The following is a 20119-nucleotide window of genomic DNA, read 5'->3' on the forward strand; positions in this document are numbered from 1 at the left end:
ACGATACAAAGATAGAATAAGATATAAGAAAGTCTTAAAAAAAGTATTTAAAAAGTGTACTTTTGCCTAACTTTTACCATAATTTTAGAACAACACATGACCACACAAGAATTAGTTGCACAAATTAAAAAAAAGAAGTCGTTTTTATGCATCGGTTTAGATGTCGATTTAACCAAAATACCGCAACATTTATTACAGAAAAAAGACCCGATTTTCGCCTTCAATAAAGCCATAATTGATGCGACACATCATTTATGCGTTGCCTACAAACCAAACACCGCTTTTTACGAAGCTTACGGAATAAAAGGTTGGAAATCTTTGGAAAAAACTATCAAATACATCAACAAAAAGTACCCTGAAATTTTTACCATTGCAGATGCAAAACGTGGCGATATCGGCAATACTTCTACCATGTATGCCAAAGCTTTTTTGGAAGATTTAGCCTTCGATTCGGTAACCGTTGCCCCGTATATGGGAAAAGATTCCGTAGAACCTTTTTTAGCTTTTCAAGATAAACATACCATTATGTTGGCATTAACTTCCAACCAAGGTGCGTTTGATTTTCAAACAAAAAATGTGGTAGAAAGTAATAAAATTGATAAAAATAATAAAATTGACACTCCAAAAGAATTATATAAACAGGTTTTAGAAACGTCTAAATCTTGGAAAAATTCTCAAAATTTAATGTATGTTGTCGGAGCAACAAAAGCGGAATATTTCAAAGAAATTCGAAAAATTGTGCCTGATAGCTTTTTATTAGTTCCTGGAGTTGGAGCGCAAGGTGGAAATTTACAAGATGTTTGTAAATTCGGAATGAACAAAAATATCGGTTTATTAATTAATTCTTCTCGTGGAATTATTTATGCTTCGGATAAAAAAGATTTTGCTGATAAATCCGCAGTAAAAGCACTAGAATTACAACAACAAATGCAAGATATTTTAAACCAATAAGTATCAAAAAATAAGCATCAAAAAAAGCATAAAAACCTAAATACTTATTTTAATATTTTAAGTATTTAGAGCCTGTTTAAATTTCATCAAAAAAAGTTTTATAGCAGGAAAACAGAAAATCGAATCGTCAAACTGAATTTATTTCAGTTTCGCATCCTGATTTGCCGTAGTTCTTTTCTTTTTTTTGATGATTCTTGTCAATTCGAGTGATTTTAATGACTAAAAGGAATTAAAATTGTATCGAGAATTTGAATTCTTTTATGTTGATGAATTTTGACGCTAAAAAAATTCTCGATACAATTTTTTTGAAGGAAAAAAAATCACTCGAACTGACAGTTTATTTAATTTTTAAACAGGCTCTTAGGTTTTTATTTGTTGTTTTTTAAATTTCAATAACTATTTTTTAGTATTTATCTTGTAACGCAAATACTTGACGCAATAAAGCCGTATTTCGTAACGCCGATTTTTCACGGATTCCTTTTTCTTCCACAGCAATCATTTTAAAAACACCTTGCAACGCTTGCTTGGTTACATAATCTGTTAAATCAGGATTTACCCTTTTTACAAAAGGAATGCTGTTATATTTATTGATTAAATTTGTCCAAATTTTATCGGCACCAACTTTCGAAAATGAGTTTTTTATAACAGGATTAAATTTGCTATATAAAGCCGTATTTGTTTTTGATTCTAAGTAAGAAGTTGCCGAATTTTTATCGCCTAATAAAATAGTTTTGGCATCGTTAAAAGAAATTTCTTTCACTGCTTTTACAAAAATTGGCGTGGCAGTTTTAACGGCATCTTCCGCAGTTCTGTTCATCGCTTTTATACCTTGATCTGCCAAATTACTTAATCCGATTTTACGCAATCCTTTATCAACGGCTTTTAATTCTTCTGGCAATACGATTTTCACCAAATTATTTTTATAAAAACCATCGGTTGCCGTTAGTTTTGCAACTTGATGTTTAATTCCGTTATCCAACGCTTGACGCAATCCATTTCCTATTTGCTGTTGCGATAAAACGCCTCCCGTTCCTTGTGGTAATTGACTGACTACTTTTTGTAATTCGGCACATCCTGTTAAAAATGTTACGGAAAACACAAATATTGCTATAATTTTTTTCATTCTTACGAGTTTATTTTGATGTTAAATTTAATGTTAAATTATTTCTTTAGATATTATCATTGAAAACTATCGGTTTTTTTATCATATCCGAACGGACAATGTTTACAGCCACTTTTACAGCAATATCCACGCCTTAAATGATACGATTCTTTAAAAACTCGGTATCCTTGTTCGTTTAGATAATATTCGTCGGGAGTTGCTTTTAAAATGATATTTCTCATAATGCAAATATCAAAAAAAGATACATTATATAATGTATCTTTTAATTTATTTACAGTTAATTTATTTTAATTTGTCTTGATTTATCTTGATTTATTTTGATTTATTTTTTATTTTGATGTTTTTCTGGCGGATATACTGCCATTATTTCAGCGACAAATTCTTTAATTCTCGCTTGTTTTTGTTCCACATTTCGAGTGCTTAAAGTCCCTGTTCCAATGCCTTGCCAAACTAATTCTTTTTTCTGAGCATCTAATATATCAATAAAAAGTGTTCCTTGTGTGTATTTAGAAACTTGTATCGGATTGATGCCGTAATAATACGGATAATAAAACCCACCGTAAAGATTATCAGTAACCATAATTCGTTCTGTTGATTTTGTAAAAATACTTACTAAAATATCAGGCGAATCGGATTTTGTCATTCCCTTTGCCGTTAATTCTTGCTCGATAGCACGCATAATCCGTCTTTTATCTAAATCGGAAATCGTTGCTTTATCGATGCCTTTTTTATAAAATGCAAATGTTTTATAATTTTTGAAATTTACCTTCGTATCGTAGTCTGTTGCTACGTTTACTGAAACACAGGAAGTTATCAAAAATAACACAATCAATAAAATTAATGATTTTATCGAAAAAGAAAATAAAGTAGCTGATTTCATAATAATTAATTTTTTAAGGATAAAATGTTAAAAAAATATAGCAATAAATATGCCAAATAACTGATTTACAAACAATAAAAATTAATACAAAAAAATAACAGTTACGATGCAAACAAGAAACATCATCCAAAATATAAATGAGTATTTTTGTGGCTAAATCCCTTCCATTTTAATATGATTTTTATAGCAAAATATATTATTCCTAAAGGTTTTTCGGGCATTGCCTTATTTCCTTTTATCTTTTTAAAAACTAAGGATTTAAAAGAAAATGATGTGTTAATAAATCATGAAAAAATTCACCTAAAACAACAAGTAGAATTGTTCATTATTTTCTTCTATCTTTTCTACGCAATCGAATGGATTTTTAAATATATAAAATACAAAAATGCCTATTTAGCCTATGAAAATTTAAGTTTTGAAAGAGAAGCGTATATCAACGAAGAAAATTTATATTATATTGAATCTCGTAAATTTTGGGCTTTTATGTATTATCTATAATATATCAAATTAATGATAAAATCAACAACAAAAACAGCAATAAATAATGATAAACAATGATAAACAATGATAAAAGTCATTTAAGAACATAAATAGTAAGCGTAATTTTGCAGTATCAATTAATATGTGATTAATTAACAATTAAAAAAAACTACTTATGAAATTAAATATAACAGACGGAGAATTAAAAATTGTAATGGATACGCCTGCTTTTAACAAATTTTCTCTTAAAGATGCTGGTTTAAAAGAAGATTCATACACTGTTGAAGGTGGTAATTTACGTTTAAATATCGCTTTAGGATATATTCAAGATTACAACTTTTATAAAATGCCTGTAATTGAATTAGAATATGAAAATAATATCCACGAAAGTGAATGGATTGTAGAATTTAACGGCGAAAATATCTTAGAGAAAAAAGACCATTCTGGAACTAAAACGATTTTATTATTAAACCGTAATAAAATGAATAAATTAGTACATCGTCATGAAAATAATTTAATTATTCATGGTGATTTTTCTGAAAAAGTAAACATCAAAAATTCTAGTACACTTAACTTACTAGAAGAACCTGGACAATAATATTGTTATCCCCCATTTATCATTATTTTTTATAATTTATCATTGATAAAAACACTAAAAAATCCTTCAAAAATATATTGAAGGATTTTTTTTTGATAATTTGTCTTAGGTTATCTCATCATAGCGGTGCGTTGATAATCTAAAATAAATGATATGCTTTTTTCTTTTTCTAAATTTTCCCACTTAAAATAAAATTTTACAAAATTGCAATTTTTCTATAATTTTCATATTCTCTATTTTTAAATAGTTATTTTTAATAATTGTATTTCTTTCTTTTAAATTCCAATCATCGGCGATGTATAATTTAGCATCATTATAAGGCGTTGTTCTTGTTTATTTTTTTCTTGAGAAGCATTTTCTACTTCATTTACTTCTTGCACTTCATTCATAGTAACTTTTTTTTTGATTTATTTATACTACAAAGTAACAGCTTCATTTTCCACGAAATTAGGAAAATAAAAGATTTCCCATTTTTATGGAAAATCAAAGCGTATCTTTGATTGATAAAAGAAATATCAACAATAAAAAAGAAGAAAAAATTATGAAAAATAACATCAGTAAAAAAATACAACGGCAAATTACTATCATCAATTTTCTAAAAACAGAAACAAAATCTAGTAATGCAATTTTACAGCATCTCGCACTAAAAGGACACAGTAAAAGTACCAGTACTTTAAGTAATGACATTAAAAGTTTAAAAGAAAGTGGCTTCAAAATTGATGACAATACCAAAGGATATTATACCTTATTTTTTGAGGAATGTAACGAACTTTTTTCACATTTTGTAAAATATCAATCCATGGCAATTGCCTATGAGAAAGCTTTACAAATCCCCGAAAAATATATGCAATATATTTTATTTGAACCCAATGCTCTAGAATTTAATTTAGATATTTTCAGTACTATTTTTGATGCAATTATCAAAAAAGTAGCAGTAACTTTTAATCATGTAAATTATAAACGAAATAACGCTGTAAAAAAATATATTTTTGAACCCTATGTATTAAAAGAATTTCAAAATAGATGGTATGTTATCGGTAAAACCGAAAAAGGATACCGAACTTTTTCTTTGGATAGAATTTCAGATTTAGAACTTACCAAAAATAAAATCGCTATTAATTTAGAACGTATTGAAGAAAAATTACGCTATACCGTTGGTGTTAGTTTTAATGAAGAAACCATCAAACCGATACAAATTAAATTGAAAATTAATAACAGTCAGAAAGAATATATAAAAACAACCCCTATTTTTAAATATCAAAAAATAACCGAAGAAAATCCTGATTTTTTTATCTTGAGTTTATTTGTTGGAAATTCGATTGAACTGCATCAAAAAATATTAAAATACGGACATCGAATTGAAGTTTTAGAACCGCTTAGTTTACGAAAAGAAATTGCAGATGAAGTAACAGGATTAATGAAAAATTATCATCTTTAATTACTTATTCTTTTGTAAAATAGTCAATCCGACACGTATTTCTCCATACGGAACTTTTTCTCCTAAAAACTCAAAATAAGGTTTTAGTGTTGGTTCATTTTTTAAAACTTTTTTAGCATTTGCTATTAATTTTAAGGTATCTACACTAATAAATTTATTTAGATTTACATCTTTTCCTTCTAAATATAATTTTGATAAATGAGAAAATATTGTTGGTGATTTTAAATTTCGTTTCTCCGCTATTTCATCAATAGAAAAACCTTCTTTGTATAAATTATACGTTTCTAAAGTAGTATCTTTTTTTCCTTGTTTTTTATGTTTGATAAATTTTTTAATTTCTTCCATAAATTCACCTCCGTACACTTCTAACTTTCTATTTCCTACACCACTAACGGCTAAAAATGCCGAATCTGTTTGCGGACGTTCGTTTTCTAAGGCTCGTAATGTAGCATCACTAAAAACCAAATAAGCAGGAATATCTTCTTCTTTTGCAATACGAGTACGTAATTTTCGTAAAGCTTCAAATAAACTACCAGTTGGCGTTTTTATTGCTGATTTTTTCTTTTTTACACCTGCTACTTTTACTTCTTTCTTAAATTCAACAGGCGTTGTTAATTGCACTTTTTGACCATCAAAAAGTACTTTTTTTGAAAATTCTGTTAACTGTAAGCTATTCTTTAAGTGAAAAGCAATTCGGCAATACCCTTGATTTATCAACTGAACAATATAATGTTGCCAATGCTGCCATGAAATATCATTTCCGATGCCGTAAGTTTTTAAAGTTTGATAATTCTTATCAAAAACATTGGCGTTTTTTGCCCCTCGAAGCACGTCAATTACAGTTCCCATTCCTTCTTTTTCTCGCAATCTGTAAATTGCCGAAAGCGCTTTTTGAGCAATAATAGTTCCGTCAAAAAACTGTACTGGATTTTTACAAACATCACAATTTCCACAATTTTTCTCGATTAATTCACCAAAATAACTCAGTAAAATTTTTCGTCGGCAAACCGTTGCTTCAGAAAATTGTTTCATGCGATCTAATTTCGCATTTTCTAATTCTTGATTATTTCCATTTTCAATAAATTGACGCAACTGAATTACATCTGCATAACTATGAAATAGTAAGGCTTCGGCAGATAAACCATCTCTTCCTGCACGTCCTATTTCCTGATAATATCCTTCAATATTTTTGGGCATATTATAATGAATTACCCAACGCACATTCGATTTATCGATTCCCATTCCAAAAGCAACTGTTGCACAAATAATTTGGACATCATCTTTAATAAAATCTTCTTGATTTTTTGCACGTTCTTCAAAAGTTAAACCTGCATGATACGCTTTTGCATTGATATTATTTTGCTTTAATTTACTTGCCAATTGCTCTGTAGCTTTTCTACTTAAGCAATAAATAATTCCTGCATCATTTGGCTTTTTGTTGATAAATTTAATAATCTGTTGCACTCTATCATTTGCAGGTCGGACTTCTAAACTGATGTTTTCTCGATTAAAAGAACTCACATATTTTGTAGCATTTGGTACAGCTAATTGTGCTAAAATATCTTCTTGAGTCGCTTTATCAGCAGTAGCAGTTAAAGCGATAATTGGCACATCGGGTAAGGTTCTTTTCAGAAAAGATAACTGTTTATAAGAAGGTCTAAAATCATGACCCCAAGAAGAAATACAATGTGCTTCATCAATCGCAACACAACTAATATATTGCTGATTTAATAAGTTTTGAAGCAATGCTAAACTCTCAGGAGCAACGTATAAAAGCTTCACTTTTTTATTGATAACCGCATCAAAAACGGCTTTTTGCTCTTCCGAAGATTGACTACTATTATAATACGTTGCAGGTATTCCGTTGGCTTTTAAACTATCAACCTGATCTTTCATCAGCGCAATTAATGGCGATATTACCAAAGTAATTCCTTCAAAAAATAATGCAGGCAACTGAAAACAAATAGATTTCCCTCCTCCTGTTGGCATTATTACTAAGGTATCTTTTTTAGCTAAAACATTTTCAATAATTGCTTTTTGCTGTAACCGAAAACTGTCGTATCCAAAATTAGTTTTTAATTTTACTAATAAATCTTTTTCTGTTAGCTGTATCATTTCACAAAAATAATCATAAAAAAAAACGTAGAAATTAAATTCTACGTTTCTTTTAAATACTTATTAAAATATTTTGAAGCTATTTCCCGCTTTCCGCACTCGCTTTTTTTTGAAAAAAAATCAAAAAAAGAGCTCAAACAATTGCTTCAATCGGGGCTAAACATTTTTACTTTATTATTTACAACTATTAAAACAAATTGCATCTTTATAGAAATTAAGCGTTAATAACAGTACTAACAAAATTAGAAATACCTGCTACTCCATTTTTATCTAAATCTTTAATAAAAGCAGAACCTATAATTGCACCATCGGCATAACTACAAGCAGTTGTAAATGTTTTATTGTCTGATATACCAAAACCAACAACTAATTTACTCTTTAAATTCATTGCTTCAATTCGCTTAAAGTAATCAATTTGTTCTGTTGATATTTCTCCTTTTGCTCCTGTAATAGATGCCGAAGCAACTACATAAATAAAAGCATCAGTAAGTGCATCAATTTTTCGAATACGTTCTTCAGATGTATGAGGCGTAATTAAAAACACATTAGTAATTCCGTACTTTTCGAATAATGCTTTATAATGATTTTCATATTCAATCATTGGTAAATCAGGAAAAATAACAGTTTTCATACCGCAATCTTTTACTGCTTGACAAAATTTATCCTCACCATATTTAATAAGCTGATTCAAATATCCCATTAAAACTAATGGTGTTTTATTGGTGTCTTTAATTGATTTTAATTGCTCAAAAACAACATCTAAATTCATTCCGTTTTGTAAAGCTCTATGGCTACTGTCTTGTATCGTAGTACCATCTGCTAAAGGATCAGAATACGGCAAACCAACTTCTATAAAATCAACACCATTTTCACTTAAATCGTGTATAATTTTGGTGGTATCATCTAACTTTGGAAAACCTGCTGTAAAAAATATAGAAAGTAAATCTTTCTTTTCTTGAAATATTTCTTTTAATAATTTCATGGCTTTATTCTTTTAAATACTTCATATACGTTTCTAAATCCTTATCACCTCTTCCTGATAAGTTTATAACAATTACTTGATCTTTTTTCAAATCCATTTTAGATAAAACAGCCAATGCATGTGCTGTTTCTAAAGCAGGAATAATTCCTTCTAATTTGGTTAATTCAAAAGCAGCAGCTAAAGCTTCATCATCTGTTGCATTCAAAAATTCGGCACGCTTAGTTTCATGTAAAAAAGCATGTAAAGGACCAACTCCAGGATAATCTAATCCTGCAGAAATAGAATATGGCTCTGTAATTTGTCCGTATTCATCTTGCATTAAAATAGTTTTACTTCCATGAATTACACCAACTTGTCCTAATTGAGATGTTGCTGCACTTTCACCAGAATCAACTCCTAAACCACCAGCTTCTACTGCTACTAAACCTACTTCTTCATCTTCTAAATAATGATAAAAAGCACCAGCCGCATTACTACCACCTCCAACACAGGCAATAATTGTATCAGGGTTTTCTTTTCCTGTTTTTTCTTTTAGTTGCCATTTCATTTCTTCTGAAATAATAGCTTGTAAACGTGCTACCATATCAGGATACGGAGCAGGACCAACAACAGAACCAATTAAATAATAACTATCTGGATGTTGAATCCAATAACGAATTGCTTCGTTTGTAGCATCTTTTAAGGTTTTACTTCCACTTAATGCAGGCACAACTTTAGCTCCTAACATTTTCATTCGAGCAACATTAGGCGCTTGCCTTGCAATGTCTTTTTCACCCATAAAAACAATACACTCTAAACCCATTAAAGCACAAACTGTAGCTGTTGCAACACCATGTTGTCCTGCTCCTGTTTCTGCTATAATTTTTGTTTTACCTAGCTTTTTAGCTATTAAAATCTGTCCAACAGTATTGTTTACTTTGTGTGCTCCTGTATGATTTAAATCTTCACGTTTTAAATAAATAGTAGCACCATATTTTTCTGATAATCTTTCTGCCAAATACAACGGAGTAGGACGTCCAACATAATCTTTTAACAATGCTTTGTATTCGTCTTGAAACTCTTTAGATTCGATAATTTTAATATAATTATCTTCTAACTCTTGTACGTTTGGATGTAATAATTCAGGAATAAATGCACCACCGAATTGCCCGTAATATCCTTCTTTAGTTGGTTGATATTTCATTTTTTATCTATTTAGTATTCCTCACGGGTTTAAAAAACATTGAGGTCTTTTTTAAATTTTGTTATATCTTCTACTGATTTTAAGCCAGCTGATGTTTCAAATTTACTATTTACATCTAAAGCATAAATAGGTAAATTTAATGATTGTATTTTTTTTATTTCTGATACTTCTTCTAACCCAATTCCTCCACTTAAAAAAAATGGTTTTGTTAAATTATATTTTTGAAGTACAGCCCAATCAAAAGTAATTCCATTTCCTCCACGCTCTTTTCCTTTAGTATCGAATAAAAAGAAATCAACTAATGATTCGTATGGTTTTAAAACTTCAAAATCGAACGCATCTTTAATTCCAAATACTTTTATCAATTCTGGAATTTTATATTTAAGATGTTGCTTTTTTTCAGCAATACTTTCTTCAAAAATGATTCTTAAACGCTGTACATATCCTGGAGATTCATCACCATGTAATTGTAACGTATTTAAACCATATTCTTCAGTTAATGAAACTACAATTTCTGGAATTTCATTCACAAAAACACCTACTTTTTTTATCTCCTTAGGTAAATCGGGAATAATTCCTTCAAAATTTCTTTTTGATTTTTCATAGAAAATAAACCCTAAATAATCAGGTTGCAATGCTGCAACTTGTTGGATATTTTCTACATATTTCATTCCACAAACTTTCAATTTCATATTTATCTTATTTGAGCGATAAAATCTTTACAAGCTTCTCCAGGGTTTTTTGTTTTCATAAAATTCTCTCCTATTAAAAATCCTTGAAAACCATATTCTTTTAAGCCTGTAATAATTCTAGGATCTGAAATTCCACTTTCTGAAACCTTAATTGCGGTATCAGGAATTTGCCCTGCCAAGTTGATAGAATGTTCTAAATCAACTTCAAAAGTTTTTAAATTTCTATTATTAATTCCGATAATTTTATTATCCAAATCACTAATTTTATCTAAATCCTCTTGTGTGTGTATTTCGTATAAAACTTCTAAACCTAAATCGGTTGCTAATTGTCCGTAATTTTTAAGTTCTTGTTTTGTTAAACAAGCGGCGATTAATAAAATTACATCCGCTCCTATTGCTTTTGCTTCAACAATTTGAAAACCATCAACAATAAAATCTTTTCTTAAAATTGGTATTTGCTGATTTACAGTTCTAGCTTCTAACAAATCTGCCATTGTTCCACCAAAAAAATTCGTATCCGTTAAAATAGATTGCGCTGCTACGTTGGCATTTAAATAACCTTCTGTTACTTCTAATATTGATGAAGTATCATTGATAATTCCTTTTGATGGCGATTTTCGTTTAAATTCGGCAATAATTCCTGTTGAACCTGCTTTTAATAAGGACTTTTTTAATGAAAAAGGGTCATTTTTAAAATTCGGACTTTTCACCAATTTACTCACAGGAACTTCCGCTTTTATTTTAGCAACTTCTGTTTTCTTAAAGGCAATTATTTTATCTAAAATTGTCATTTTTTTGTACTTTTTTTATGCTTTTTATTTTTACAAACCTGTAATTGCCGATAAACAAGATTTTGCTTTCAATCCTAATAAAGAATCTTTTGCTTCTTGATATGCATCTTCAAAACTCTTATTTTCATCAACAATTTTCAGAGCAAAAGCGGCGTTTGTTAAAACTACGCTATTTTGTGCTTGAGTTCCGTTTCCTTCGATAATATTTTTGAATATTTTAGCCGCATCAGCAACCGATTGTCCTCCAAAAACATCGGATTGTTGCAATCTTTTTTGCCCTAAATCTTCTGGATTTATTAATTGTTCGCCATTTTTAGTGAACAATTTAAAACCGCTTGTTAATGAAATTTCATCATAGCCATCAAGCGAATGTACAATTCCGTAATTTGTATTTTCTTCTTGCAAAATATAATTATACAGACGAGCAACTTCTAAATTAAACGTTCCTAATAATTGATTTTTTGGCGAACTTGGGTTTACTAAAGGTCCTAAAATATTGAAAAACGTTTTTAACGCTAATTCTTTTCTTGTTGCACTTACCGCTTTCATTGCTGGATGAAATTTCGGCGCGTGTAAAAAGCAGATATTTGCTTTTTCTAAATGCGATTTTAAAACCGCTTCATCGTTGGTAAATTTATAGCCAAAACTTTCTAACATATCCGAAGAACCCGATTTTGATGACACCGAATAATTACCATGTTTTGCCACTTTTTGCCCAGTTCCTGCCACGACAAAAGAAGTCATTGTTGAAATATTAAACGTATCTTTTCCATCGCCACCAGTTCCGACAATATCGATGGTATTATAGTCTGATAAATCTACTTTTATTGCCAATTCTATTAACGCATTTCTAAAACCCGCAAGCTCATCCGCCGTAATTGGACGCATCATAAAAACCGTCATAAAAGAAGCTAAATGTGCTTCGTTAAATTTTCCAGAAGAAATATCAATTAAAACCTGTTTTGCTTCTTCTTTTGATAATCTTTTATGTTGATATAAATTATTTAAAATTTCTTTCATGATTTTAAAAGACTTTTATAAGGTTTTATTTTTTGATATTTTCTAAAAAGTTTCGAACTATTTGCTCACCAACTTCTGTTAATATTGATTCTGGGTGAAATTGCACTGCGGATAAATTAAATTCTTTATGCTGAATTGCTTGAATTCCTCCTTGCTCATCTTTTGCCGTAATCATTAATTCTGATGGAAAATTTTTGTGCGATGCTGTCCAAGAATGGTATCTAGCAGCTTTAAATTTCTGTGGAATATCTTTAAAAATAACCGCATCTTTTTTGATGATTTCCATTTCCGTAGCAACTCCGTGAAATACTTCGCCCATGTTTTCGATTGCTCCGCCAAAAACTTCAGTAATTGCTTGTAAACCTAAACAAACACCAAAAATGGGTTTTTTCCCTGCATAATTTCTGATAACTTCTTTTAAAATTCCTGCTTCGTCAGGAATTCCTGGTCCTGGCGATAAAAAAATCACATCATAACGGTCAATTTCTGCTATTGAAATTTCGTCATTTCTAAATACATCGGGCAAATTTCCCGTAATATCTTCGACCATGTGCACCAAATTATAGGTAAATGAATCGTAATTATCTAGTATTAATATTTTCATCTTCTTTTAAAAATTGAATGATTAAATAATTTTTAGAGCCTGTTTAAATTTCATCTGAAAAAAAAAATATCACAGAAAAATAAGGAATCGCATCCGTCAAACTGAATTTATTTCAGGTTCGCATCCTGATTTGCCGTAGTTCTTCTGTTGATGCGATGCTGAAATAAATTCAGCATGACGAGAATCTAGTCTTTATTTAATTTTTAAACAAACTATTAATCTTTTTAAATATTTATTTTCTTGATTTCTGGCTGATTTTTTTTTGCGTTAGGGATTGCAACGGCATCCTTTTTATTTTTCTTCAAAATAAAAAGATATAGTGGAAAGCCCGCTCGAACGCCCTAAATATTTTCCGCTAAAATCAAGGCTTTTTTCAAGGCCGCTAATTTATTATTTACCTCTTGCAATTCTTTTTCTTCATCAGAATGAATTACAATTCCCGCGCCCGCCTGATAATACAACCTATTATTTTTACTGACAAATGAACGAATCGCAATCGCTAAATTTACAGAACCGTCTAAACCGATAATTCCAACTGCACCGCCATAAAAACCACGAGATTGATTTTCATAGGTATCGATTAATTGCATCGCTTTATATTTTGGAGCGCCACTTAAAGTTCCTGCGGGAAAAGTTGCACCGACAATTTCAATCGGATTTCCTTTAATTTCGCCTCTTACGGTAGAAACCAAGTGAATTACGTGGCTAAAATATTGCACTTCTTTAAACACCTCAACTTTTACATTATTCGCGTGTTTGCTTAAATCGTTTCGTGCTAAATCGACTAACATTACGTGTTCCGCCGTTTCTTTTTTATCTTCGGATAATTTTTTTCCAAGCTTAATATCTTGCGCCATATCGCCAGTTCTTCTGAAAGTTCCTGCTATTGGATTGATAATCGCTTTTCCTTCGCTAATTTTAATTTGTGCTTCTGGTGAAGATCCCATTAATTTAAACGAACCATAATCGAAATAAAATAAATATGGCGATGGATTTATCGAACGCAATGCTCTATACACATTAAATTCATCTCCTTTAAATTTTTGTTGAAATTGGCGTGATAAAACCAATTGAAAAACATCGCCTCTTTTACAATGAGCTTTTGCTTTTACAACATATTCTTTAAAATCTTCGTTGGTGCAATTAGAAGTTTCTTGTCCATCGATTTCAAATTTTTGAGTGTTGAAAGTTTGGGCTTCAATGATGGTTTCTATTGCTGAAATTCTTGATTCAGTTCCTGCTTCTACGTTTTCAATAATCATCATTTCATCATTAAAATGATTGATGGCGATTATAAATCTGTAAAAACTATACTGCATTAAAGGTATTTTTGACGGTGCATCTTTTACATTTAATACGATATTTTCAAAATATTGAACGCTATCATACGTTGAATATCCGTATAATCCGTTGAACGATTTTAAAGCAGAATCACAATCTAAATTGATTGATTTTGAAAATTTATCAAACAAGTTATAAAAATTAGTATCCTTTTTATCAATCGCATTTTTTTCGATAATATTTCCTTGCCTAGAAACAATAAAATCATGATTTTCTACTTTCATCGTTAGCACAGGTTCGATAGCAATAAAAGAAAAACTTTCTTCTTTACTATGATAATCGGAACTTTCTAACAATAAAGTATTTGCATATTTATCTCTAAATCGTAAATACAAACCTACTGGAGTAATTGTATCTGAAATTCGTTTTTTACTGACTGTTTTGAATGTCGTTTTATTCATTTTAATTTTATTATTAAAAACAAAAAAGGCTTATCGTGAGATAAGCCTTTTCTTTATATAATATAACATATAGGTTTCCGCTCACTTATTTATTAAGAGAGTTCCACCACCATATGTTGTTTTGTTTCATCATTGTGATACAAATATATGAAAGTTATTTTAATAATTTATTTTCTTCTTTAAATTATTACAATTTTTATCTAAAATGATAAAAAACATCTAAAACAACTAAAAATAGTTTTTAAAATTACAATAAATAACCAAAAAACAAATTATTGTTTCAATATGTAATCAAAAAACAAATTATTGTTTATAAAAACAAACCTTTATCTGATATTTGCATCATAAATAAGAACAAGAAAATTAAAAATATAAAGTTATGTGTGGAATTGTATGTGCGTTTGATTTAAAACAACCTTCGGATAGTTTACGACCTCAAGTTTTAGAAATGGCTAAAAAAATCAGACATCGTGGACCAGATTGGAGTGGTGTTTATAGCGATGACAAAGTAATTATGGCGCACGAAAGATTGGCAATTGTAGATCCTGCTTCTGGGCAACAGCCTTTATTTAGTGCTGATAAAAAACTCATTTTAGCAGCAAACGGCGAAATATACAACCACAGAGAATTAGCTAAAAATCTTACAACTTCGTACGAATTTCAAACCGCTTCCGATTGTGAAGTAATTTTAGCACTTTACAAAGAAAAAGGCGTTGATTTTTTAGATGATTTAAACGGAATTTTCGGTTTCGCTTTGTACGATGTTGAAAAAGATGAATATTTTATCGCCCGTGATCACATGGGAATTATTCCTTTATATATCGGTTGGGATCAGAATGGAACTTTTTATGTTGCTTCTGAATTAAAAGCTTTGGAAGGAGTTTGTGCGAAAATCGAATTATTTCCTCCAGGACATTATATGTCGAGCAAAGATGGAAAATTTGTGCAATGGTACAAAAGAGATTGGGAAGATTATCAAGCCGTAAAAGACAACGAAACGAGTATTTCCGAAGTAAAAGAAGCTTTAGAAGCAGCAGTTCACAGACAATTAATGAGTGATGTTCCTTACGGAGTTTTACTTTCTGGAGGATTAGATTCTTCTGTTATTTCTGCAATTGCGAAGAAATATTCACAAAAAAGAATTGAATCTGATGATACCTCAGCAGCTTGGTATCCGCAGTTACATTCTTTTTCTGTCGGTTTAGAAGGTTCGCCCGATTTGGCTGCCGCAAAAAAAGTTGCCGACCATATCGGAACGGTTCATCATGAAATAAAATTTACCATTCAAGAAGGTTTAGATGCGATTAAAGATGTTATTTACAACATCGAAACCTACGATATTACTACCATTCGTTCTTCTACGCCAATGTATTTAATGGCACGTGTTATAAAGTCAATGGGTGTTAAAATGGTATTATCTGGCGAAGGAGCTGATGAACTTTTTGGAGGATATTTATACTTTCATAAAGCACCAAACGCACAAGAATTTCACGAAGAAACTGTGCGTAAATTAGAAAAATTACACATGTACGATTGTTTAAGAGCCAACAAAAGTTTAATGGCTTGGGGAATTGAAGGACGTGTGCCATTTTTAGATAAAGAATTTATGGATGTTGCAATGCGCATCAATCCGCAGGATAAAATGATTAACGGTGAACGCATGGAAAAATGGGTAATTCGTAAAGCTTTTGAAGATATGTTACCTGAAAGTGTTGCTTGGCGACAAAAAGAACAATTTTCTGACGGCGTTGGTTATGATTGGATTGATACTTTAAAAGAAGTTGTTGATAAAGAAGTTACGGATGAACAATTAGCAAATGCTAAATTCAGATTCCCAATTCAAACGCCAACTAACAAAGAGGAATTTTATTATAGAACTATTTTTGAAGAGCATTTTCCTAGTGATACTGCGGCATTAAGTGTTCCACAAGAAGCGAGTGTTGCTTGTAGTACCGCTATTGCTTTAGAATGGGATGAAGCTTTTAAAAATATGAACGAACCTTCTGGAAGAGCAATTGCTAATGTTCACGACGATTCTTACTAAAAAAAATAATTTTAAATATTTAAAACCTCGCTTTTGCGAGGTTTTTTTATTATTAATTAATTTTATCATCTTAAAAAAACAAAAAAAACCTAAATAAAGAATTTTAAATACATTTTAAGACACTTTTAAAATATCAGCAAATATTTTGATTTTTAAACATCAATAACTAAAAAGCTTTAAAATATTTTGAAATAATTGTATTTTTGTAAAAGCTGTTTTTTTATCCGCAGAAAAAAATTTAATAGTTTTTTTGTGATAAAAACAGTAAAAAAACAAAAATTAATTAACTCTTTTTTATAATGAGCGAAGAAAATAAAGGTAATTATGATGCGTCGAGTATCCAGGCCTTAGAAGGTATGGAACACGTTAGAATGCGTCCATCAATGTATATTGGAGATGTTGGCGTTAGAGGTTTACATCACTTAGTTTATGAAGTTGTCGATAATTCTATCGATGAAGCAATGGGTGGTTATTGTGATACCATTGATGTTACAATTAATGAAGATAATTCTGTTACAACCAAAGATAATGGTCGTGGTATTCCTGTAGGAATTCATAAAAAAGAAGGCGTTTCTGCATTGCAAGTTGTAATGACTAAAATTGGTGCTGGTGGTAAATTTGATAAAGATTCTTATAAAGTTTCTGGAGGTTTACACGGTGTTGGTGTAAGTTGTGTAAATGCTCTTTCTGATCTTTTAACGGCAACTGTTCATAAAGAAGGAAGTATTTGGGAACAACAATATTCTCAAGGAAAGGCTTTATATCCTGTAAAGAAAATTGGCGAAACTGATTTTACAGGAACGATTGTTACTTTTTTACCTGACAAATCTATCTTTAAGCAAACAACGGAATTTAATTACGAAACGTTGGCTACTCGTATGCGTGAGTTATCGTTTTTAAATAAAGGTATTACCATTACCTTAACCGATAAGCGTAACACCAATGATGAAGGAAATTTTATTTCTGAAGTTTTTCATAGTAATGAAGGTTTGCCTGAATTTATTAAATATTTAGATTCTACACGTGAGCAACTAACTTCCAAAGTAATTTCTATGGAAGGTGAAAAAAACGGAATTCCTGTTGAAGTTGCCATGGTGTATAATACGTCATATTCTGAAAATTTACATTCGTATGTAAACAATATTAACACACACGAAGGTGGAACACATTTATCTGGTTTCCGTAGAGGATTAACTGGAACATTAAAAAAATATGCCGAAAATTCTGGTTTATTAAAAAATGTGAAATTCGAAATTGCTGGTGATGATTTCCGTGAAGGGTTAACGGCAATTATTTCTGTAAAAGTTGCAGAGCCTCAATTTGAAGGACAAACAAAAACAAAATTAGGAAATAGAGAAGTTTCTGCCGCAGTATCACAAGCTGTTTCAGAAATGTTAACGAATTACTTAGAAGAAAATCCGAATGATGCTAAAACAATTGTTCAAAAAGTAATTTTAGCAGCAACCGCACGTCATGCAGCAAGTAAGGCAAGAGAGATGGTACAGCGTAAAACTGTAATGTCAATTGGTGGTTTACCTGGGAAATTATCAGATTGTTCTGAAACTGATCCTGCACAATGTGAAATTTTCTTAGTTGAGGGAGATTCGGCAGGTGGAACAGCAAAACAAGGACGTGATAGAAATTTTCAAGCAATTCTTCCATTACGTGGGAAAATTTTGAATGTTGAAAAAGCCATGCAACACAAGGTTTTTGAGAACGAAGAAATCAAAAATATGTTTACTGCATTAGGTGTTTCTATCGGAACAGAAGAAGATCCTAGAGCTTTAAATTTATCAAAAGTTCGGTATCATAAAGTAGTTATTATGTGTGATGCCGATGTCGATGGATCGCATATTGCTACCTTAATTTTAACATTTTTCTTTAGATATATGCGTGAAATGGTTGAGCAAGGGTATATTTATATTGCTACGCCTCCTTTATATTTAGTGAAAAAAGGACAAAAACGTGAATACGCTTGGGATGATAATCAACGTGATTTAATTGCTAAAAAGTTAGGTGGAAACGTAAGCATACAACGTTATAAAGGTCTTGGGGAAATGAATGCAGAACAATTATGGGATACTACCATGAATCCTGAATTTAGAACTTTACGTCAGGTTGTTATTGACAGCCCTACCGAAGCAGATAGAGTTTTTTCGATGTTAATGGGAGATGATGTACCGCCTCGTAGAGATTTTATCGAACGAAATGCTAAATATGCAAATATTGATGCTTAATATTTTATCTTTTTTAAAGAAAAGATTTTTATATTAACTTTTTATTGAGTTTCTATTAAATCTTCATTAAGAAATAAAATTTAAAAAGCTCCGTCTTATAAGACGGAGCTTTTTTGATACATTTGTTTAAAAATTAAATCTAGTAAAATGAAAAAAATCCCCCTAGTTATATTGGCTATTTTTAGCATAATAGGTACTATAAAAGCACAAGAATTAGAAACCATTCTTTTAGCAAAAAAAGATGCTGAAAAGTTAACAGAAGCCTATATCAGTCCTGCTATGAAAGGGTTAATATATAGTATGAATAATGGCTGGTATCACACAGCGAAAGTCCATAAAAAATTTGGTTTTGATATTACCATCGGTGCAAATGCCTCTCTTGTGCCTTCAAAAGATGAAGTTTTTAATCTTACAACCTTAAATTTATCAAAAAATACAACCGTTGTAAATGGCGTAACTTCTTCTTCAACAGTGGCAGGAAGTAAAGAGAACGCTCTTGCTAAACTAAAATATGAAACAACTATAAAAGGTCAAAAAGTAAGTGCTAAATTTACACTTCCAGAAGGAATTAAAGAAGATTTACCAATAAGTGCTATTCCTGCACCTGCCGTTCAAATAGGCGTAGGATTACCCTTTAAATTAGAAGCTATCGTACGTTATATTCCTGAAGTAGGTTCCGATGAAGTGAAAGGAAACTTACTTGGTTTCGGTTTGAAAAAAGAAATTACAAGCCTGTTTGGACCTATGGAAAAAACACCATTACATGTTTCCATAGTAGCGGGTTACACCAAAATGACTGTTGATTATAGTATGGATATTATCAATGAAAATATAAGAGCCACAAATGCCATTACTGAATTTCAATTAAACAGTTATACAGTTCAAGCAATTGCCTCTATTAACTTTCCATTTATCAATTTTTATGGTGGAGCAGGTTACAACGGCGGAACAACCAAATTAAAAATAAAAGCAGATACCGATTTTATTGCAAGCTATCAATTAGAAAATTTTCCAGCAATAAATGTCGAAGAAAACTTAGGGAAAAATCCAGTATCATTAAATCAAAAAACAAACGGATTTAATGCTACTATCGGAACTCGCTTAAGTTTAGGATTCTTTAAAATATTTGGAAGTTATACGCTACAAGAATACAATACTGTAAATGCTGGAATTGCATTTAGTTTTAGATAAAATCAACCTAAAAAAACACCTAAAAAATTAGTATAAAAGCCCGTTGAA

18 protein-coding genes are annotated in these 20119 nt (G+C 30.5%); 7 read left to right on the forward strand and 11 right to left on the reverse strand.

The features are described 5' to 3' along the window. The first annotated feature begins 96 nt into the window (after nt 1-96). Nucleotides 97-951, forward strand: a complete 855-nt coding sequence (pyrF, locus tag L0U77_RS00410) for an orotidine-5'-phosphate decarboxylase (protein WP_101917885.1) — start codon at nt 97-99, stop codon at nt 949-951. Between the two features lie 403 nt (nt 952-1354). Here the strand turns inward: pyrF and L0U77_RS00415 are convergent, their stop codons facing one another. The 3 genes from L0U77_RS00415 to L0U77_RS00425 all read right to left on the reverse strand — a co-directional run bounded on the left by L0U77_RS00415 (nt 1355) and on the right by L0U77_RS00425 (nt 2954). Beyond that, on the reverse strand, nt 1355-2074 hold the full coding sequence (locus tag L0U77_RS00415) for a DUF4197 domain-containing protein (protein ID WP_101917886.1): 720 nt from the start codon (nt 2072-2074) through the stop codon (nt 1355-1357). Between the two features lie 56 nt (nt 2075-2130). Next, on the reverse strand, nt 2131-2295 hold the full coding sequence (locus L0U77_RS00420; protein WP_233897042.1) for a C1orf53 family protein: 165 nt from the start codon (nt 2293-2295) through the stop codon (nt 2131-2133). A gap of 101 nt (nt 2296-2396) precedes the next feature. Continuing rightward, a complete protein-coding gene (locus L0U77_RS00425; protein ID WP_233900569.1) occupies nt 2397-2954 on the reverse strand; it encodes a DUF4136 domain-containing protein in 558 nt (185 codons plus the stop codon). A gap of 174 nt (nt 2955-3128) precedes the next feature. Here L0U77_RS00425 and L0U77_RS00430 point away from each other — a divergent pair, with 174 nt between their 5' ends. The 3 genes from L0U77_RS00430 to L0U77_RS00440 all read left to right on the forward strand — a co-directional run bounded on the left by L0U77_RS00430 (nt 3129) and on the right by L0U77_RS00440 (nt 5470). After that, complete coding sequence (locus L0U77_RS00430; RefSeq protein WP_233900570.1) at nt 3129-3452, forward strand: hypothetical protein; 324 nt, start codon at nt 3129-3131, stop codon at nt 3450-3452. 157 nt (nt 3453-3609) lie between these two features. After that, on the forward strand, nt 3610-4032 hold the full coding sequence (locus tag L0U77_RS00435) for a hypothetical protein (protein ID WP_233897034.1): 423 nt from the start codon (nt 3610-3612) through the stop codon (nt 4030-4032). Between the two features lie 475 nt (nt 4033-4507). Continuing rightward, on the forward strand, nt 4508-5470 hold the full coding sequence (locus L0U77_RS00440; protein WP_101917890.1) for a WYL domain-containing protein: 963 nt from the start codon (nt 4508-4510) through the stop codon (nt 5468-5470). Here L0U77_RS00440 and recQ read toward each other — a convergent pair whose 3' ends face one another. The 8 genes from recQ to L0U77_RS00480 all read right to left on the reverse strand — a co-directional run bounded on the left by recQ (nt 5471) and on the right by L0U77_RS00480 (nt 14599). After that, the gene (gene recQ, locus L0U77_RS00445; protein WP_233900572.1) at nt 5471-7585 is read right to left on the reverse strand and encodes a DNA helicase RecQ; all 2115 of its coding nucleotides are present in this window, start codon (nt 7583-7585) and stop codon (nt 5471-5473) included. A 214-nt stretch (nt 7586-7799) separates the two neighbouring features. Further along, nucleotides 7800-8567, reverse strand: coding sequence for a tryptophan synthase subunit alpha (trpA, locus tag L0U77_RS00450; RefSeq protein ID WP_233900577.1), 768 nt, complete (start codon nt 8565-8567; stop codon nt 7800-7802). Between the two features lie 4 nt (nt 8568-8571). Further along, the gene (gene trpB / locus L0U77_RS00455; RefSeq protein ID WP_233900582.1) at nt 8572-9750 is read right to left on the reverse strand and encodes a tryptophan synthase subunit beta; all 1179 of its coding nucleotides are present in this window, start codon (nt 9748-9750) and stop codon (nt 8572-8574) included. Between the two features lie 29 nt (nt 9751-9779). Further along, nucleotides 9780-10442, reverse strand: coding sequence for a phosphoribosylanthranilate isomerase (locus tag L0U77_RS00460; protein ID WP_233900583.1), 663 nt, complete (start codon nt 10440-10442; stop codon nt 9780-9782). Between the two features lie 2 nt (nt 10443-10444). After that, complete coding sequence (gene trpC / locus L0U77_RS00465) at nt 10445-11233, reverse strand: indole-3-glycerol phosphate synthase TrpC (RefSeq protein ID WP_233900585.1); 789 nt, start codon at nt 11231-11233, stop codon at nt 10445-10447. A gap of 30 nt (nt 11234-11263) precedes the next feature. After that, nucleotides 11264-12253 carry an anthranilate phosphoribosyltransferase gene (gene trpD, locus L0U77_RS00470; protein WP_233897021.1) on the reverse strand — a complete coding sequence of 330 codons (990 nt, stop codon included), beginning with the start codon at nt 12251-12253 and terminating at the stop codon, nt 11264-11266. Nucleotides 12254-12278: 25 nt separating this feature from the next. Beyond that, nucleotides 12279-12857 (reverse strand): anthranilate synthase component II, encoded by a 579-nt coding sequence (locus L0U77_RS00475; RefSeq protein ID WP_233897020.1) that lies wholly within the window; start codon nt 12855-12857, stop codon nt 12279-12281. 341 nt (nt 12858-13198) lie between these two features. Continuing rightward, the gene (locus tag L0U77_RS00480) at nt 13199-14599 is read right to left on the reverse strand and encodes an anthranilate synthase component I family protein (protein ID WP_233900586.1); all 1401 of its coding nucleotides are present in this window, start codon (nt 14597-14599) and stop codon (nt 13199-13201) included. A 379-nt stretch (nt 14600-14978) separates the two neighbouring features. On the opposite strand from L0U77_RS00480, the gene asnB reads away from it, so the two are divergent. The 3 genes from asnB (at nt 14979) to L0U77_RS00495 (ending at nt 20071) form a co-directional block, all read left to right on the forward strand. Then, nucleotides 14979-16643: an asparagine synthase B gene (gene asnB / locus L0U77_RS00485; RefSeq protein WP_233900588.1), complete on the forward strand. Its 1665-nt coding sequence runs from the start codon at nt 14979-14981 to the stop codon at nt 16641-16643. 299 nt (nt 16644-16942) lie between these two features. Continuing rightward, nucleotides 16943-18880, forward strand: a complete 1938-nt coding sequence (gene gyrB, locus L0U77_RS00490) for a DNA topoisomerase (ATP-hydrolyzing) subunit B (protein ID WP_233900589.1) — start codon at nt 16943-16945, stop codon at nt 18878-18880. 147 nt (nt 18881-19027) lie between these two features. Next, nucleotides 19028-20071 carry a DUF6588 family protein gene (locus tag L0U77_RS00495; RefSeq protein WP_233900591.1) on the forward strand — a complete coding sequence of 348 codons (1044 nt, stop codon included), beginning with the start codon at nt 19028-19030 and terminating at the stop codon, nt 20069-20071. Nucleotides 20072-20119 lie beyond the last annotated feature (48 nt).

It is taken from the genome of Tenacibaculum piscium (assembly GCF_021390715.1).
In the GTDB taxonomy this organism is placed as follows: Bacteria; Bacteroidota; Bacteroidia; order Flavobacteriales; family Flavobacteriaceae; genus Polaribacter; species Polaribacter piscius.

Bases quoted from the DNA above. Each gene is read 5' to 3' on its own strand.
- pyrF (WP_101917885.1), top strand. From the start codon at position 97: ATGACCACACAAGAATTAGTTGCACAAATTAAAAAAAAGAAGTCGTTT.
- L0U77_RS00415 (WP_101917886.1), bottom strand. From the start codon at position 2,074: ATGAAAAAAATTATAGCAATATTTGTGTTTTCCGTAACATTTTTAACA.
- L0U77_RS00420 (WP_233897042.1), bottom strand. From the start codon at position 2,295: ATGAGAAATATCATTTTAAAAGCAACTCCCGACGAATATTATCTAAAC.
- L0U77_RS00425 (WP_233900569.1), bottom strand. From the start codon at position 2,954: ATGAAATCAGCTACTTTATTTTCTTTTTCGATAAAATCATTAATTTTA.
- L0U77_RS00430 (WP_233900570.1), top strand. From the start codon at position 3,129: ATGATTTTTATAGCAAAATATATTATTCCTAAAGGTTTTTCGGGCATT.
- L0U77_RS00435 (WP_233897034.1), top strand. From the start codon at position 3,610: ATGAAATTAAATATAACAGACGGAGAATTAAAAATTGTAATGGATACG.
- L0U77_RS00440 (WP_101917890.1), top strand. From the start codon at position 4,508: ATGGAAAATCAAAGCGTATCTTTGATTGATAAAAGAAATATCAACAAT.
- recQ (WP_233900572.1), bottom strand. From the start codon at position 7,585: ATGATACAGCTAACAGAAAAAGATTTATTAGTAAAATTAAAAACTAAT.
- trpA (WP_233900577.1), bottom strand. From the start codon at position 8,567: ATGAAATTATTAAAAGAAATATTTCAAGAAAAGAAAGATTTACTTTCT.
- trpB (WP_233900582.1), bottom strand. From the start codon at position 9,750: ATGAAATATCAACCAACTAAAGAAGGATATTACGGGCAATTCGGTGGT.
- L0U77_RS00460 (WP_233900583.1), bottom strand. From the start codon at position 10,442: ATGAAATTGAAAGTTTGTGGAATGAAATATGTAGAAAATATCCAACAA.
- trpC (WP_233900585.1), bottom strand. From the start codon at position 11,233: ATGACAATTTTAGATAAAATAATTGCCTTTAAGAAAACAGAAGTTGCT.
- trpD (WP_233897021.1), bottom strand. From the start codon at position 12,253: ATGAAAGAAATTTTAAATAATTTATATCAACATAAAAGATTATCAAAA.
- L0U77_RS00475 (WP_233897020.1), bottom strand. From the start codon at position 12,857: ATGAAAATATTAATACTAGATAATTACGATTCATTTACCTATAATTTG.
- L0U77_RS00480 (WP_233900586.1), bottom strand. From the start codon at position 14,599: ATGAATAAAACGACATTCAAAACAGTCAGTAAAAAACGAATTTCAGAT.
- asnB (WP_233900588.1), top strand. From the start codon at position 14,979: ATGTGTGGAATTGTATGTGCGTTTGATTTAAAACAACCTTCGGATAGT.
- gyrB (WP_233900589.1), top strand. From the start codon at position 16,943: ATGAGCGAAGAAAATAAAGGTAATTATGATGCGTCGAGTATCCAGGCC.
- L0U77_RS00495 (WP_233900591.1), top strand. From the start codon at position 19,028: ATGAAAAAAATCCCCCTAGTTATATTGGCTATTTTTAGCATAATAGGT.